The 15475-nt window shown below is 67.9% G+C and carries 15 protein-coding genes; 12 read left to right on the top strand and 3 right to left on the bottom strand.

What is annotated here, in order from left to right:
* The first annotated feature begins 34 nt into the window (after positions 1-34).
* The 6 genes from AB4059_RS13310 to AB4059_RS13285 all read left to right on the top strand — a co-directional run bounded on the left by AB4059_RS13310 (position 35) and on the right by AB4059_RS13285 (position 5047).
* Complete coding sequence (locus AB4059_RS13310) at positions 35-1210, top strand: thiolase family protein (RefSeq protein ID WP_498979502.1); 1176 nt, start codon at positions 35-37, stop codon at positions 1208-1210.
* 120 nt (positions 1211-1330) lie between these two features.
* Complete coding sequence (locus tag AB4059_RS13305; protein WP_498979501.1) at positions 1331-1723, top strand: hypothetical protein; 393 nt, start codon at positions 1331-1333, stop codon at positions 1721-1723.
* 220 nt (positions 1724-1943) lie between these two features.
* Complete coding sequence (locus AB4059_RS13300) at positions 1944-2315, top strand: hypothetical protein (protein WP_498979500.1); 372 nt, start codon at positions 1944-1946, stop codon at positions 2313-2315.
* Between the two features lie 111 nt (positions 2316-2426).
* Entirely contained in the window at positions 2427-4034 is a 1608-nt protein-coding gene (locus tag AB4059_RS13295) for a carboxyl transferase domain-containing protein (RefSeq protein ID WP_498979499.1), read from the top strand.
* Between the two features lie 135 nt (positions 4035-4169).
* Positions 4170-4682 (top strand): bactofilin family protein, encoded by a 513-nt coding sequence (locus AB4059_RS13290; protein ID WP_498979497.1) that lies wholly within the window; start codon positions 4170-4172, stop codon positions 4680-4682.
* Positions 4683-4684: 2 nt separating this feature from the next.
* The gene (locus AB4059_RS13285; protein WP_498979495.1) at positions 4685-5047 is read left to right on the top strand and encodes a hypothetical protein; all 363 of its coding nucleotides are present in this window, start codon (positions 4685-4687) and stop codon (positions 5045-5047) included.
* 1 nt (position 5048) lies between these two features.
* Here the strand turns inward: AB4059_RS13285 and AB4059_RS13280 are convergent, their stop codons facing one another.
* The 3 genes from AB4059_RS13280 to AB4059_RS13270 are packed head-to-tail and all read right to left on the bottom strand — an operon-like array spanning position 5049 to position 7383.
* Positions 5049-5291 carry a DUF6587 family protein gene (locus tag AB4059_RS13280; RefSeq protein ID WP_498979493.1) on the bottom strand — a complete coding sequence of 81 codons (243 nt, stop codon included), beginning with the start codon at positions 5289-5291 and terminating at the stop codon, positions 5049-5051.
* Positions 5291-7138, bottom strand: a complete 1848-nt coding sequence (gene feoB, locus AB4059_RS13275) for a ferrous iron transport protein B (RefSeq protein ID WP_498979492.1) — start codon at positions 7136-7138, stop codon at positions 5291-5293. Before feoB ends, AB4059_RS13280 begins: the two co-directional genes overlap by 1 nt.
* Positions 7135-7383: a FeoA family protein gene (locus AB4059_RS13270; protein ID WP_498979705.1), complete on the bottom strand. Its 249-nt coding sequence runs from the start codon at positions 7381-7383 to the stop codon at positions 7135-7137. The genes feoB and AB4059_RS13270 overlap by 4 nt, the downstream gene beginning before the upstream one ends.
* 108 nt (positions 7384-7491) lie before the next feature.
* Here AB4059_RS13270 and AB4059_RS13265 point away from each other — a divergent pair, with 108 nt between their 5' ends.
* The 6 genes from AB4059_RS13265 to AB4059_RS13240 are packed head-to-tail and all read left to right on the top strand — an operon-like array spanning position 7492 to position 15440.
* Positions 7492-8280: an enoyl-CoA hydratase-related protein gene (locus AB4059_RS13265; protein ID WP_498979490.1), complete on the top strand. Its 789-nt coding sequence runs from the start codon at positions 7492-7494 to the stop codon at positions 8278-8280.
* Positions 8280-10289: an acetyl/propionyl/methylcrotonyl-CoA carboxylase subunit alpha gene (locus tag AB4059_RS13260; protein ID WP_498979488.1), complete on the top strand. Its 2010-nt coding sequence runs from the start codon at positions 8280-8282 to the stop codon at positions 10287-10289. Before AB4059_RS13265 ends, AB4059_RS13260 begins: the two co-directional genes overlap by 1 nt.
* Positions 10289-11182 carry a hydroxymethylglutaryl-CoA lyase gene (locus AB4059_RS13255; RefSeq protein WP_498979486.1) on the top strand — a complete coding sequence of 298 codons (894 nt, stop codon included), beginning with the start codon at positions 10289-10291 and terminating at the stop codon, positions 11180-11182. The genes AB4059_RS13260 and AB4059_RS13255 overlap by 1 nt, the downstream gene beginning before the upstream one ends.
* Positions 11179-13662, top strand: a complete 2484-nt coding sequence (locus AB4059_RS13250) for a sensor domain-containing protein (RefSeq protein ID WP_498979485.1) — start codon at positions 11179-11181, stop codon at positions 13660-13662. Before AB4059_RS13255 ends, AB4059_RS13250 begins: the two co-directional genes overlap by 4 nt.
* A 40-nt stretch (positions 13663-13702) precedes the next feature.
* The gene (locus AB4059_RS13245; RefSeq protein ID WP_498979484.1) at positions 13703-14140 is read left to right on the top strand and encodes a GNAT family N-acetyltransferase; all 438 of its coding nucleotides are present in this window, start codon (positions 13703-13705) and stop codon (positions 14138-14140) included.
* 1 nt (position 14141) lies between these two features.
* Positions 14142-15440: a metal-dependent hydrolase family protein gene (locus AB4059_RS13240; RefSeq protein WP_498979482.1), complete on the top strand. Its 1299-nt coding sequence runs from the start codon at positions 14142-14144 to the stop codon at positions 15438-15440.
* Positions 15441-15475: the final 35 nt, after the last annotated feature.

The raw sequence follows: 15475 nt of genomic DNA, 5'->3' as shown, positions 1-15475 counted from the left end.
CATCTTGCCGGCCTGACCTCCACGAGACCGACTCATGTCCGACATCGTCATCGTCGGTGCCAAGCGCACCGCCATCGGCGCCCTTCTGGGCCAGTTCGCCGGTGTTCCCACCACGACCCTCGGCACCGCCGCCATCGCGGGCGCGCTCGACCATGCGGGCGTGGCGCCCGACCAGGTCGACGACGTCATCATGGGCTGCGTGCTCCCCGCCGGCCTCGGCCAGGCGCCGGCCCGCCAGGCCGCCATCGGCGCGAAGATCCCCACCTCCGCCGGCGCGATGACCATCAACAAGGTCTGCGGCTCGGGCATGAAGGCGGTGATGCTCGCCCACGACCTGATCAAGGCCGGTTCGGCGAACGTCGTCGTCGCCGGCGGCATGGAGTCGATGACCAACGCGCCGCACCTGCTCAATGGTTCGCGCACGGGCACCAAGTTCGGTGCGGTCACGATGCTCGACCACATGCAGACCGACGGCCTGGTCAATCCCTACGACGGCCAGGCGATGGGCGTGTTCGGCGAAACCTGCGTCGGCAAATACAACTTCACGCGCGAAGAGCAGGATGCGTACGCGGCCGAGAGCGTGCGTCGCGCGCAGGGCGCCGTGCAGTCGGGCGCGTTCAAGAATGAAATCGTCCCCGTCGTCGTCGCCGGTCGCAAGGGCGATGTCACGATCGACACCGACGAACAGCCCGGCAAGTGCGACATCACGAAAATCCCCACGCTTAAACCTGCGTTCAAGAAAGACGGCACGATCACCGCCGCGAGCTCCTCTTCGATCAACGACGGCGCCGCCGCAACGGTGCTGATGTCGTCTGAAGAAGCCGTTAAACGGGGCCTCACGCCGCTCGCACGCATCGTCGCGCACGCTACGCATTCGCAAGCGCCGGAGTGGTTCACCACCGCGCCGGTGACTGCGATCGCGAACGTGCTTGGGAAAGCGGGCTGGAAGGCCGAGGAGGTGGACCTGTTCGAAGTCAACGAAGCGTTCGCGTGCGTGGCGATGGCGCCGATGCGCGAGCTCGGCATCCCGCACGAAAAATTGAACGTCAACGGCGGCGCGGTTGCGCTCGGTCATCCGATCGGTGCAAGTGGCGCCCGCCTGATCGTCACGCTGTTGCACGCGTTGAAAGCGCGCGGCGGCAAGCGTGGCGTGGCGGCGTTGTGCATCGGTGGCGGCGAAGCGACCGCCATCGCCATCGAGCTTGCGTGAAGAGCGTAACGACGAAGCTGAAAGGTTCCGGCCAAGACACTTGACACGCGACAACCGCCGGTTGAGATTGATATTGGCGCGCAGAAGCGCGTTGCCATCCTAACGACGAGGAAGAACGACATGTCCATCAATAAGGCTTTGCTTGCCATGGCTATGGGCCTTGCCCTGGCCGCGTGCACGAACTCCCAGCAGGCTGCCGACTCCGCCGCCGAAGCCCAGAAGGCTTCCGGTGAAGCCCAGCAGGCTGCCGACAACGCCGCCGCCACGGGCGACGCCACGGCTGCCGACTCCGCGCAGGCCGCTGCCGACACCGCCGCCGCCGCCGCCGACGCCGCTGCCACCCAGGCCGACGCTGCTGCCGCCAACCCGACGGCCACGGGCGCCGACGACGCCGCCGACGCCGCCGAGAATTCGGCCGACGCCGCTGCGCAGGCGCAGGACTCGGCTGAAGAAGCCGCGGCCGCTGCCGATGCGAAGACCAACAACGACGCCAAGACCCCGGCCAAGAAGTAATCGGGCGACACGTCGTAGACCCCATTCACGCAGGCCTTCACGGGGCTGAATTGTGGTTACAATGCGAAGGCCGCCGGTTCGCCGGCGGCCTTTTCTTTACCGAACACGCAGTCGTAGTCAGTGAACGAATGAAGCCGGCCGAAACGCGACCGGACTGCCGCGCGCACTGGCGTTGCCTGACCCGTTAGCATCCTTCAGACAACTCCTCAGGAGAGATTCCATGAACACGAAGCTCGTTGTCCTCCTCGCCGCCGGCGTCCTCGCTCTCGCCGCCTGCAAGAACGACACCCCGACCGCCCAGGCCGAAGCCGCCCAGGCCGCCGACGCCACCGCCGCTGCCGGCGACCAGGCCGCCCAGGCTGCCGACGCCGCCGGTACCGCCGCCGCTGAAGGCGTCGACGCCGCTGCCGCCGCCACCGGTGAAGCCGCCGCCGAAACCGGCGCCGCCGTGACCAACGCCACCGACGCCGCCGCGACCGCCGCCAGCAACGCCGCCGCCGCGACCGCCGAAACGGCCAAGGACGTCGCCGGTTCGGCCGAAGCCGCCGCGACCGAAGCCAAGACCGAAGCCAAGGAAGAAGCGAAGAAGTAATTCTTCGGTTTTCCAGCAAGACCCGGAAACCCGCCGCAAGGCGGGTTTCTTTTTGGCCGCGGCAAAGTCGCGGCCGGTTATCCTTCGACCATTCATCGCAAGCGACGCACCATGCCCGCACTCGCCTCCAGCCTCGATCCCCGTTCGCAGGACTTCCAGGACAACGTGGCCTTCCACCGCGCCCTGGTGGACGAACTCGATGCCCGCCTGCAGCGCGCGGCCGAAGGCGGCGGCCCCAAGGCCCGCGACAAGCACACCGAACGCGGCAAGTTGCTGGTGCGCGATCGCATCACGGCCCTGCTCGACCCGGGCTCGCCCTTCCTCGAGATCGCGCCGCTCGCCGCCGAAGGCATGTACGACGGCGCCGCACCCGCGGCGGGTATCGTCGCCGGCATCGGCCGCGTGCACGGCCAGGAAGTGGTGATCGTCGCCAACGACGCGACGGTCAAGGGCGGCACCTACTTCCCGATGACGGTGAAGAAGCATTTGCGCGCGCAGGAAGTCGCACGCGAAAACCACCTGCCCTGCGTCTACCTCGTCGACTCCGGCGGCGCGTTCCTGCCCCTGCAGGACGAGGTCTTCCCGGACAAGGAACACTTCGGCCGCATCTTCTACAACCAGGCGCGGCTGAGCGCGGAAAACATCCCGCAGATCGCCGTGGTCATGGGGTCGTGCACGGCGGGCGGCGCGTACGTGCCGGCGATGTGCGACGAATCGATCATCGTGCGCGAGCAAGGCACGATCTTCCTCGGCGGCCCGCCGCTGGTGAAAGCCGCGACGGGTGAAGTCGTCGATGCCGAATCGCTCGGCGGCGCCGACGTGCATACCTCGGTCTCCGGCGTGGCGGATCATTTCGCCGAAGACGATCGCGATGCGCTGCAGATCGCGCGCAACCTCGTCGCGCACCTCAACCGCAACAAGACCGTGCCGGTCACCACGCAGCCTGCGCGCGAACCGCTGTTCGCGGCCGAAGAGCTGTACGGCATCGTGCCGAAGGACACGCGCCGGCCCTTCGACATCCGCGAGGTGATCGCGCGCATCGTCGACGGCAGCGAGTTCCAGGAATTCAAGGCGCGCTACGGCAAGACGCTGGTGTGCGGCTTCGCGCACATCCACGGCTATCCGGTCGGCATCATCGCCAACAACGGCATCCTGTTTTCGGAGAGCGCGCTCAAGGGCGCGCACTTCATCGAGTTGTGCAACCAGCGCGACATCCCGCTGGTGTTCCTGCAGAACATCACCGGCTTCATGGTGGGCCGCAAGTACGAGAACGCGGGCATCGCGAAGGACGGCGCGAAGATGGTGACGGCGGTGGCGTGCTCGCACGTGCCCAAGTTCACCGTCGTCATCGGCGGCAGTTTCGGCGCGGGCAACTACGCGATGTGCGGCCGCGCCTACGGCGGTCGCTTCCTGTGGATGTGGCCGAACGCGCGCATCAGCGTGATGGGCGGCGAGCAGGCGGCCTCGGTGTTGTCGACGGTGAAGCGCGATGGCATCGAAGCCTCGGGCAAGTCGTGGTCGGCCGATGAGGAAGAAGCGTTCAAGGCGCCGATCCGCGACCAGTACGAATCGCAGGGCAATCCCTATTACGCCAGCGCGCGCCTGTGGGACGACGGCATCATCGATCCGGCCGATACGCGGCGCGTGCTCGGTCTGGGGCTGGCGGCGGCGCTCAATGCACCGATCGAGAAGGGCCGTTTCGGCATTTTCCGAATGTGATCGCTGCACCTATGAATGCGGCAAACCGTGAAATCAAGCTGTCCGCCGCCTGAAGCAAATGCCCTTCGAGGCAGCGTCAAAAGCGCGTGACGAGTGCTAGCCTCGGTTTCCCCAATGCAGCAGGATTTCTCGACCATGGCCCTTTGGAAAGATCAGGCTCCCGCCAAGCCCGCCACCGGCAACCCGCCGCCGCCGTCGTCGGAGCCGGCGCGCTTCCAGCCGGAAGTCGCATCCCCGCCGACGGCCGCCGCCGCGCCTGCGCCGACGCCGACGCCCGCTCCGCCGCGCCCGGCCGCGCGCCAGGTCGGTGAATCGGTGATCGCCGCCGACATCACCATCGAAGGCAAGATCCACGGCACCGGCCACGTGCGCATCGCCGGCCAGTTCAAGGGCGACGTCAACGTCGAAGGCGACCTGACCATCGAGAAGGGCGCCAAGCTCACCGGTGGCGTCAAGGCGCAGAAGATCATCATCGCGGGCGAACTCGACGGCAACGTCGAAATGGCCCAGCGCGTGGAGCTGCTGGAGACCGGCGTGCTCAACGGCGATCTCAAGGCCCAGTCCTTCACCGTCGCCGCCGGCTCGCGCATGCGCGGTTCGGTCGAATTCGGTTGGGACGACAAGGGCCGCAAGGGCGACGACGCCTGAGCATGAGCGCCGCCCGCCCGGGAACGGCAGGTGCCACGCGCACCTGTCCCCACTGCAAGGCGACCATCCTCGAAAGCGCCAGCGTGTGCCCCGCCTGCCGGGGCCACCTGCGTTACGACGAGGCCGCGCTCGCGCGCGCGAAGACGGCGATCCAGCCCCTCCAGGTCGAAGGCACGATCTCGCCGCCCGACGGCGACACGGTGTTCGAATATTCGATGGTGCTTTCGATCCGCAACGACCGCGGCGAGGAAATCACGCGGCAAGTCGTGGGTGTCGGCGCGTTGCAGCCCGATGAGAAGCGCACGTTTTCGGTCGTCGTGGAGATGATCGAAGCCACCGGCGCGAAGGCCAAGCGCCGCCACTGATTCAGTGCGGCGAGCACCCGTCGCAACCGCCGTCGCCGCACGCGGCGGCGTTGCGCACTCTCGGCGCGATCCACGCGCCGACTTTCCGCACCCACCTCGGCCGCGCCTCGCGCACCAGCGGCACCGCGCATGCAATACGCAACTTGCGCACGCCCGCGGGCCAACGCGAATTCAACACGTACACGCCGCTCGCGGCGACCGCGATGCCGACGGCGACATACTGGATGGCGATTCCGGCGTGCATCACCCCGCTCCCATCGCAACCGCGACCTGGTAAGTCACCAGCGACGCAAGATACGCCAGCGCGAACAGATACCCCGCGCTGATCGCCATCTGCTTCCACGAGCCGGTCTCGCGCTTGATCGTCGCCAGCGTGGACAGGCATTGCGGCGCGTAGATGTACCAGACCAGCAACGACAACGCGGTGGCCAGCGACCAACCGCTCGCGATGATCGGCGACAGGGCGGCCGAGGCCGCGGCGTCATCCGCCGCCTGCAGCGCATACACCGTCGCAAGCGACGACACCGCCACCTCGCGCGCCGCCAGGCCCGGGATCAGCGCGATGCAGATCTGCCAGTTGAAGCCGATCGGCGCGAAGACGGTTTGCAGCGCGCGGCCGATGTGCCCGGCGAAACTGTTGGTGATATCCGTGCCGCCGTGCGGGAAATACAGCAGCACCCACAGCAGGATCGTCATCGCCAGGATGATGCCGCCCACGCGCTTGAGGAAGATCGCCGCGCGCTCCCACAGCCCGAGCGCGAGATCGCGCGGATGCGGCATGCGATACGACGGCAGCTCGAGCATCAGCGGATGCTCGCTCTTGTCGCGGCGCCACTTCTTCATCACCCAGGACACCGCGAGCGCACTGAGGATGCCCGCGACATACAGCCCGAACAACACCAGGCCTTGTTGGTTGAACCACCCGATCCTGCGCGCGGGAATGAACGCGCCGATCAGCAGCGTGTACACCGGCAGCCGCGCCGAACACGTCATCAGCGGCGCGACGATGATCGTCGCGAGGCGGTCGCGTGGATCCTGGATCGAACGCGTCGCCATGATCCCGGGGATCGCGCAGGCGAAGGACGACAGCAGCGGAATGAACGAACGCCCCGACAGACCCGCCTTCGACATCACCCGATCGAGCAGGAACGCCGCGCGCGGGAGATAGCCGGATTCCTCGAGCGCGAGGATGAAGAGGAACAGGATCAGGATCTGCGGCAGGAACACGATCACGCCGCCGACGCCCGAGATGATCCCCTTGTCGAGCAGGCTGTTCAGCGGGCCGGGCGGCAAGGTGGTGTGCGCGAATTCGGCGAGCCACGCGGTGCCGGCGTCGATGCCGTCCATCATGGGCTTGGCCCACGCATACACGGCCTGGAAGACCAGGAACATCACCACCGCGAACGCGGCGATCCCGAAGATCGGATGCAACAACCAACGATCCAGCGCGTCGTCGATCTCCGCGGTGCGGCGCGGCATGGTCACCGCGAGCGAAAGCAGGCGACGGGTTTCCGAATGCAGCGCCTCGGGATCGACATCGGTCGGCGACGACGCGGGCGCCTGCGTGGACGACATGGCATCGAGCATCGCCACCAGCGCGCGCGCACCATCGCGTCGCACGGCGATCGTGGGAACGACCGGGACACCGAGTTCGCTTTCGAGTTTCGCCAGGTCCACTTCGATGCCGCGGCGCTTGGCCGCATCCATCATGTTGACCGCGAGCACCATCGGCTTGCCGAGCGCGCGCACTTCCAGCGCGAAGCGCAGGTGCAGGCGCAGGTTGGTCGCGTCGACGACGCAAACGATGACGTCGGGCGCCGGTTCGCCGGGATAGAAGCCGCGGCACAAATCGCGCGTGATCGCTTCGTCCAGGCTCGCCGCCTGCAGGCTGTAGGCGCCGGGAAGATCCAGCAGCGCATACGAGCGGCCCGACGGCGCGTGGAAGCGGCCTTCCTTGCGTTCGACGGTGACGCCGGCGTAGTTGGCCACCTTCTGCCGGCTGCCCGTGAGCAGGTTGAACAGCGCCGTCTTCCCGCAATTGGGATTGCCGACGAGCGCGACGCGCAGCGGTGTGGCGAGTGCGGCGCTCATGCGACCACCCCGTCGCGGCGCACGACGATGCGCTGCGCCTCGGCGCGTCGCAGGGCGAATCGCGTGAAACCGACCTGCACCAGCAGCGGTTCGGCCCCCAAGGGCCCTGCCGCCACCACTTCCACGAGTTCGCCCGCGACAAAGCCGAGTTCGCGCAGGCGGCGCGCGATGGCGTCGTTGGGCGCGTGGTCTTCGACGCGTTCGACGGCGGCGGCGATGCGGCGCGGCAGGTCGGTCAGCCTCACGGGGGCGGTACTCACTTGGCAGGTGCCGGGCGAATAGGAATTGTTCTCAAGAATACCACTGCGGCCGGCCGGCTTATCATTCGGCTCCTTTCCCTGACGGACGGCCCGATGCGCGACAGCCTGCAGTTGCTCCGCGAGGGCGCCCTCGCCCGCCTGCGCCTGGCCCGGCCGCAGCTGCACAACGCCTTCGATGCCGCGCTGATCGCCGATCTGACGGCCGCGCTGGAGGAGATCGGGGCCGACCCCGGCGTCCGCGTCCTGGTCCTGGAAGGCGACGGCGCCTCGTTCTCGGCCGGCGCCGACCTGAACTGGATGCGCGAGATGGGCGCGGCCAGCGAGGCCGACAATCGCGCCGACTCGCTGAAGCTGGCGCGCCTGATGCGCACCCTCGACCAACTCCCCAAACCCACGATCGCCCGCGTCCACGGCGCGGCCTTCGGCGGCGGCGTGGGCCTGGTCGCCTGCTGCGACATCGCCATCGCCTCGGCCAACGCCACCTTCGGCCTGACCGAAGCCCGCCTGGGCCTGCTGCCCGCGGTGATCTCGCCTTACGTGATCGCCGCCATCGGCGCGCGCCAGGCACGGCGCTGGTTCGCCACCGCCGAGCGCTTCGACGCCAACGAAGCGCATCGCATCGGCCTCGTGCACCAGGTCGTTGCGGATGAAGCGGCACTCGACGCCGCCGTGCGGCAACAGGTCACCCTGCTGATGCAGGCCGGCCCCGTCGCCGCCTCGACTGCGAAGACGCTCGTGCGCCGCATCGCGGACACACACGACGCCAACACCCTCGACACGGAGAATGCGGCGCTCATCGCCGGCCTCCGCGTTTCGCCCGAAGGCCAGGAGGGTCTGTCGGCCTTCCTCGGCAAGCGCAAACCCGCCTGGACGGAAACCTGATGTTCGATACGGTCCTCATCGCCAACCGCGGCGAAATCGCCTGCCGCGTGATCCGCACCTGCCGTCGACTCGGCATCCGCACCGTCGCGGTCTTTTCCGAGGCCGACGCCGATGCGCAGCACGTGCGCCTGGCCGACGCGGCGTATCCGATCGGCGGCCCGCGTCCGCAGGACAGCTATCTGCGCGGCGATGCGATCCTCGAAGTCGCGAAGCAATCCGGCGCGCAGGCCATCCACCCCGGCTACGGCTTCTTGAGCGAGAACGCCGACTTCGCCGATGCGGTCGAAGCCGCCGGCCTGGTCTTCATCGGCCCGCACGCGGCTTCGATGCGCAAGATGGGCAGCAAGGCCGGCGCGAAGGAATTGATGCAGGCCGCCGGCGTGCCGGTCGTCCCCGGTTACACGGGCGAAGACCAATCGCCCGACGTGCTCGCGCGCGAAGCGGCACGCATCGGTTTCCCGCTCATGATCAAGGCCGCGCACGGCGGCGGCGGCAAGGGCATGCGCATCGTGCGCGTGCTCGATGAATTCATGGCCGCGCTCGAATCCTGCCAACGCGAAGCGAAGAACGCCTTCGGCCGCGATCGCGTGCTGCTCGAACGTTATGTCACCCGCCCGCGCCACATCGAGATCCAGGTGTTCGCCGACACGCACGGCAACACGCTGCATCTGAACGAACGCGAGTGCTCCGCGCAGCGTCGCTACCAGAAGGTGCTCGAAGAATCCCCGTCGGTCGTGTTGACGCCCGCGTTGCGCAAGCAGATGGGCGATGCGGCCGTCGCCGCCGCGCGCGCGATCGATTACGTCAACGCCGGCACCTGCGAATTCATCGTCGAATCCGGCGAAGACGGCGTGCCGACCGGCTTCTACTTCATGGAGATCAACACGCGCCTGCAGGTGGAACATCCGGTCACCGAGATGGTGACGGGATTGGACCTGGTGGAATGGCAGCTGCGCGTGGCCGCCGGCGAAGCACTGCCGCTCGCGCAGGACCAGATCGCGCAGAACGGCCACGCCATCGAAGTGCGCCTGTACGCCGAAGACCCGGAAGCCGGCTTCCTGCCGGGGTCGGGCAAGCTCGAACGCCTGCGCCTGCCGCAGGCGAGCGAACACGTGCGCATCGATTCGGGCGTCGTCGCCGGCGACACGGTGACGATCTTCTACGACCCGATGATCGCCAAGCTGATCGTGCACGACGCCGACCGCGCGTCCGCCCTCGCCCGCCTGCGCGATGCGCTCGCGCAGTGCGAGATCGGCGGGCCAAAGTCGAACATCGAGTTCCTCGAACGCCTCGTGCGCCATCCGGCCATCGTCGGCGGCACGATCGATACCGCGTACCTGGATCGCCACCTGGATGAATTCATGCCGCCCACGCAGGTCGACCGCGACCTGCTGCTGGCCGCCGCGACCGCGCAATTGCTCGCGCAGGAACGCGCCGCGCGCGACGCCGCCGCGGCCTCCAGCGACCCGACCTCGCCCTGGGCCATCGCCGACGGCTGGCGCCTCGGGCACGCGAGCAAGCGTGACCTGGCCTTCCTGCATCGCGGCGATCGCCTGGTGCTCGCCGCGCACGGCAGCGGCGGCGAATACCGGATCGAACACGACGGGACGACCCACGTCGTTTCCGGCGCCCGCCTCGAGGGCGATGCGCTGAGCGCCCGGATCGACGGCCAGGGCCGCCGCTTCACCATCGACCTCGATGCCCAGCGCACCGTGGCCCACGACGGCCAGCGCCGCCTGCGCCTGGAGCCGGTCGAGGTGTATCGTCGGGATGCGGGTGCGGCCGCCGATGGCGGCAACCGTGTCCTCGCGCCCATGCCGGGCCGCGTTGTCGTCGTGAAGGCGCGCGCCGGCGACGAGGTGCGCGCAGGCGAAGAGGTCCTCGTGATCGAAGCGATGAAGATGGAATTGAGCCTCAAGGCGCCGCGCGACGGGCGCATCAGTGAAGTGCGCGCGGCCGCCGGCGATTTCGTCGACGCCGACGCCGTGCTCGTGACGCTGGAGACCTGATGTCCGACCACGTCCGCATCGTCGAAGTCGGCCCGCGCGACGGGCTGCAGAACGAAAAGACGCTGGTGCCCACGCCGGCGAAGATCGAACTGATCGATCGCCTGACGGCCACCGGCCTGTCGACGATCGAAGCCACCAGCTTCGTCAGCCCGAAGTGGGTGCCGCAGCTCGCCGACGCGGCCGACGTCTTCGCCGGCATCACGCGCAAACATGGCGTGCGTTATCCGGTGCTGGTGCCGAACGAACAGGGCTACGACCGCGCGCGCGCCGTCGGCGCCGATGAAGTCGCGGTGTTCACCGCCGCATCGGAAGCCTTCAACCAGAAGAACATCAACGCGACCATCGACGAATCGATCGAACGCTTCCGCCCGGTGCTCGAACGCGCGAACCACGAAGGCGTGCGCGTGCGCGGTTACGTGTCCACCGTGCTCGGTTGTCCCTACCAGGGCGAAGTGCCGGTCGCCGACGTCGTGCGCGTGGCCAAGCGCATGCATGCGCTCGGCTGTTACGAGATCTCGCTGGGCGACACGATCGGTGTCGGCACGCCGGCCAAAGCACGCGCCATGCTGCACGCGGTCGCGCAGGAAGTGCCGATGCGCGCGCTCGCCGTGCACTTCCACGACACCTATGGGCAGGCCTTGCCCAATCTGCTCGCGTGCGTGGAAGAAGGCGTGCGCGTGGCCGATGCCTCGGTTTCCGGCACCGGCGGCTGTCCCTATGCGAAGGGCGCGAGCGGCAACGTCGCGACCGAAGACGTCGTGTACATGCTGCACGGCATGGGCATGTCGACGGGCATCGACCTGGACAAACTCGTCGACACCGGCCGCTGGCTCGCCGACCTGTTGGGCCGCGCGACCAGCAGCAAGGTCACCCAGGCGCGGGCGGCCGCGTGAAGGACGACGCGCTCCGCCGGAAACTCGCGGATGCGCAGGCTGCGCTGCAAGCCGCCAACGCGGCGCTGGAAGTGGAACGCAATCGTTTCCGCGCGTTGTTCGACGCGGTGCCCGACCCCGTCAGCATCCTGGATTGGGAAGGCACGGTGCTCGACCTCAACAAGGCGGGCATCGCGGCCTACAACCGTCCGCGCGGCGACATCGTCGGCAAGAACATCGACATCCTCAATCCCGACCTGCCGCGCGACCATCTCGCGCCGGTGTGGGAAGTGCTCAATCGCGGCGGTACCTACGTCGTGGAAGTCACCAACATGCGCGCCGACGGCACGCGCTTTCCCGTCGAAGTGCATTCGGCGGGTTTCGATGATCTCGGCGAAACGCGCATCGTCGCGGTCGCGCGCGACCTCAGCAAACGCCACGAAGCGGAAGTCCGTTATCGCGAGCTGATGGAAGTCATCGACAAGGGCATCCTCGTGCGCAAGGCCGATGGCCGCGTCGCCTACGCCAATCCGGCGGCGATGCGCATCCTGCGGATTCCGAAAGGCGCGAGCCTGGTGGAAGAGCTCGCGCTCGACCATTGGCGCATCTTCGACGAGCACGGCAAGGAACTGGACAACCAGGAACTACCTTCCTTCCGCGCGCTGCGCACGGGCACGATTTCGCCGAGCACGGTGCTGGGCTTCCTCAACCTCGCCACGCGCCGGCTGACCTGGCTGTCGATCACCTCGGTGCCGCAGTTCGCGCCGGGGCAGGATCATCCGCAGCAGGTGTTGTCGCTGTTCTCCGACGTCACCGGGTTCAAGCGCGACATCACGCTGTTCGATCGCGTGCAGGACCTGGCGCATGTCGGCGGCTGGGAGTGGGACGCCAACAACGAACACGTGTATCTCACCGGCGAAGCGCAGCGCATGCTCGGGCTGGCGCGCGCGTCGGCGAGCATGGGCGAGTTGCAGGCCTGCCTGCGCGAATCCGAACGCAAGCGCTTCCACGACGCGCTGACACGCGCGGTGGAACACGGCGAAGGCTTCGAGATGGACCTGCAAGGCATCAGCGCCGACGGGCACACGCTGTGGATCCGCATCATCGGCGAGGCCGAGGCCGGCGACCCGACGGGCACGCGCCTGACCGGCACGTTCCAGGACATCACCGAATCCAAGCAGGCCGAAGAAACCCTGCGCGTGCAGGCGCGCACGGACCCGTTGACGATGTTGCTCAATCGCGACGCGGTGCTCGAAGAACTGCAGACGCGACTGGCCGACCCGTCGCATTCGGACGTCGCGGTGCTCTACATCGACCTGGACCGTTTCAAGGTCGTCAACGATGTGCTGGGCCACGCCGCCGGCGACCAGGTGATCGCGAGCGCCGCGCGCCGAATCCAGCGCGCGGTCGCGACCGAAGGCTTGATCGCGCGCTTCGGCGGCGACGAATTCCTCGTGGTGTGCCAGACCGGCGACGACGCCGAACGTCCGCAACGTCTGGCCGCGGCGATTCTCGAAGCCTTCGGCGATGCCTTCCGCATGGCCGGCGAAGAATTCACGATCACCGCGAGCATCGGCATTGCGCGTGCGCCCGAACACGGCGACCGCCCGCAACTGCTGATCCAGAACGCCGACGTGGCGATGTACGACAGCAAGCGCCGCGCGCGCAACGGCTGGCAGGATTTCAGCCAGGCGCTGGCCGACCAGCAACTGCAGCGCCTGCAGATGGAAACGCACCTGCGGCGCGCGGTCGACAACCGCGAATTCAAGTTGGTCTATCAACCGCAGGTCGAACTGTCCACGGGCCGCATCGTCGGCGCCGAAGCGCTGATCCGCTGGCGCAACGACACGCTCGGCGAAATGCGGCCGGATCATTTCATCGGCCATGCGGAGAACACCGGCGACATCGTGCGCATCGGTGGTTGGGTGTTGCGCGAAGCCTGCCAACAGATGCGGCGCTGGCGCGATGCGGGCCTGTCGATCGAACGCGTGGCGGTGAATGTCTCCTATCGCCAGTTCCTGGCCGAAGACCTCGCCGAAACCGTCGCCGAAGCGCTCGCGAGCGCAGGACTGCCCGGCGATGCGCTCGAACTGGAATTCACCGAACGCGTGCTGATCGAAGATGCGCCCGATACGCTGACGACCTTCGCGGGGCTGCGCATGCTCGGCGTGTTGTTGAGCATCGACGATTTCGGCGAAGGCTACAGCGCACTCAATTACCTGCGCCGCCTGCCGATCCACGGGTTGAAGCTCAGCCAGCAATTCCTGTCGGGCGTGCCGCACAACACCTCCGACGTCGCGATCTGCCAGGCCGTCGCCGGCATCGCGCAGAGCCTGGGCCTGGGCCTGGTGGCCGAAGGCGTGGAAAGCGATGCGCAGCGCCAATTCCTCATCCGCCTTGGCGTGAAGATCGGCCAGGGCTTCCTTTTCGCGCCGGGCCTGACCCCGGACGAACTCGCCCTGCGCATCGCGCACCACGCACCCACGAGAGCCCATGCCTGAAGTGTCCGTTCGTCCAATCCAATCGCGCGACGATGCGCGCATGGCGGAAATCATCCGCACCGTGATGCCGGAATTCGGCGCGTGCGGCGCGGGGTTCGCGATCAACGATCCGGAAGTCGACTGGATGAGCCGCAGCTACGCGCAGCCGCGCAGCGCGTATTGGGTGGTCGAACGCGACGGCATCGTGGAAGGTGGCGGCGGCGTCGCACCGCTCGAGGGCGGCGATCCCGACACGTGCGAGTTGCGCAAGATGTACTTCCTTTCTTCGTTGCGCGGCTTGGGCGCCGGTGCCGAAGTGATGCGTTTGTCGCTCGAAGCGGCGCGCGCATTCGGCTTCAAGCGCTGCTATCTCGAAACGCTGTCGGGCATGGACTCGGCGATGCGGCTTTACGAACGCACCGGCTTCAGGCGCATCGACAAACCGATGGGCGACACCGGCCACGGCGGCTGCAACACGTTCTACCTGCTGGAGCTCTGACATGCGTGGATGGCTCGGTGCGTTGCTGGCGTTGTCGTCCCTGCAGACCTTCGCCGCGGACGCGCCGAAGCCTGCCTACCTGCTGCAACCCGATCGCGTGTGGACGGGCGAAGGCGCGGCGCATGCCGGCTGGGCCGTCCTCGTGCGCGACGGCGCGATCGTCGCCGTCGGCGATGCGAACACCATCGATGTCCCCGGCGATGTACAACGCATCGCCCTGCCCGGCGCGACGCTCGTGCCCGGCATGATCGACCTGCATTCGCACGTCTTCCTGCATCCGTACAACGAAACGCTCTGGAACGACCAGGTCCTGAAGGAACCGGAAGCCGAACGCGTCCTGCGCGCCGCGCGCCACGCGCACGACACGCTGCAGGCCGGCTGGACGACGCTGCGCGACCTGGGCACCGAAGGCGCGAACTATGACGACGTCGCGATCAAGCATGCGATCGAAAACGGCTTGATCGACGGCCCGCGGATGTTCGTCGTGACCAAGGCGATCGTCGCGACCGGCAGCTACGGCCCCGGCCCTCGCGGCTTCCGCGACGACCTCGCGCTGCCGCGCGGTGCGCAGGAAGTCAGCGGCGTCGACGCCGGCATCGCCGCCGTGCGCGACCAGGCGGGCCACGGCGCGGACTGGATCAAACTCTATGGCGACTACCGCATCGGCACCGACGGCAGCACGCAACCCACGTTCACGCCGGCGGAGTTGAAGGCGATGGTCGAAGCCGCGCATTTGTCCGGCCGCCCCGTCGCCGTGCATGCGATGACCGACAAAGCGGTGCGCATGGCCGTCGACGCGGGCGCCGACACGATCGAACATGGGTACGAAGTCTCCGACGAAACCTTCCGCCGCATGCGCGAGCGCAACGTCGCCTGGTTGCCGACGCTGACGGCGACCGAAGCCTACGGCGAATACTTCGAACACTACGTGCCCGGCCAGTCGCAGCCGACGCAGGAGATGCGCGATGTCGCCGCCGCCTTCGCCCGTGCGCGCAAGGCCGGTACGACGATCGCCTGCGGCAGCGACGTCGGCGTGTTCCGCCACGGCGACAACTATCGCGAACCCGAATGGCTGGTTCGCCTCGGCATGACGCCGGTCGAAGCCCTGCAGGCCTGCACGACCGTGGCCGCCAGGGTGCTGCGCCAGGACGCGCACTTCGGCGCGATCCGCACCGGCCTGCGCGCCGACCTGGCCGCCTTCACCGGCGACCCGACGCAGGAGATCGGCGCATTGCGCCATCCGGTGTTCGTGATGAAGGACGGGGCCGTGGCCCGCGGGCCTGGCGCGCCCGCGCCATAGGCTAAAATCCCGCTTCTTTTCCGCCGCAGGGATTC

Origin of the sequence: Lysobacter sp. 2RAF19, from assembly GCF_052115395.1 — a bacterium.
Taxonomy (GTDB): domain Bacteria; phylum Pseudomonadota; class Gammaproteobacteria; order Xanthomonadales; family Xanthomonadaceae; genus Noviluteimonas.
The sequence above is the reverse complement of the archived record's forward strand: the minus strand, read 5'-3'. Positions and strand labels throughout refer to the sequence as shown.

Excerpts from the sequence above, each read along its gene's own strand:
- AB4059_RS13290 (WP_498979497.1), top strand. The coding sequence starts at position 4,170 with ATGGCCCTTTGGAAAGATCAGGCTCCCGCCAAGCCCGCCACCGGCAAC.
- AB4059_RS13260 (WP_498979488.1), top strand. The coding sequence starts at position 8,280 with ATGTTCGATACGGTCCTCATCGCCAACCGCGGCGAAATCGCCTGCCGC.
- AB4059_RS13300 (WP_498979500.1), top strand. The coding sequence starts at position 1,944 with ATGAACACGAAGCTCGTTGTCCTCCTCGCCGCCGGCGTCCTCGCTCTC.
- AB4059_RS13265 (WP_498979490.1), top strand. The coding sequence starts at position 7,492 with ATGCGCGACAGCCTGCAGTTGCTCCGCGAGGGCGCCCTCGCCCGCCTG.
- AB4059_RS13240 (WP_498979482.1), top strand. The coding sequence starts at position 14,142 with ATGCGTGGATGGCTCGGTGCGTTGCTGGCGTTGTCGTCCCTGCAGACC.
- AB4059_RS13310 (WP_498979502.1), top strand. The coding sequence starts at position 35 with ATGTCCGACATCGTCATCGTCGGTGCCAAGCGCACCGCCATCGGCGCC.
- AB4059_RS13255 (WP_498979486.1), top strand. The coding sequence starts at position 10,289 with ATGTCCGACCACGTCCGCATCGTCGAAGTCGGCCCGCGCGACGGGCTG.
- AB4059_RS13295 (WP_498979499.1), top strand. The coding sequence starts at position 2,427 with ATGCCCGCACTCGCCTCCAGCCTCGATCCCCGTTCGCAGGACTTCCAG.
- feoB (WP_498979492.1), bottom strand. The coding sequence starts at position 7,138 with ATGAGCGCCGCACTCGCCACACCGCTGCGCGTCGCGCTCGTCGGCAAT.
- AB4059_RS13245 (WP_498979484.1), top strand. The coding sequence starts at position 13,703 with ATGGCGGAAATCATCCGCACCGTGATGCCGGAATTCGGCGCGTGCGGC.
- AB4059_RS13305 (WP_498979501.1), top strand. The coding sequence starts at position 1,331 with ATGTCCATCAATAAGGCTTTGCTTGCCATGGCTATGGGCCTTGCCCTG.
- AB4059_RS13285 (WP_498979495.1), top strand. The coding sequence starts at position 4,685 with ATGAGCGCCGCCCGCCCGGGAACGGCAGGTGCCACGCGCACCTGTCCC.
- AB4059_RS13280 (WP_498979493.1), bottom strand. The coding sequence starts at position 5,291 with ATGCACGCCGGAATCGCCATCCAGTATGTCGCCGTCGGCATCGCGGTC.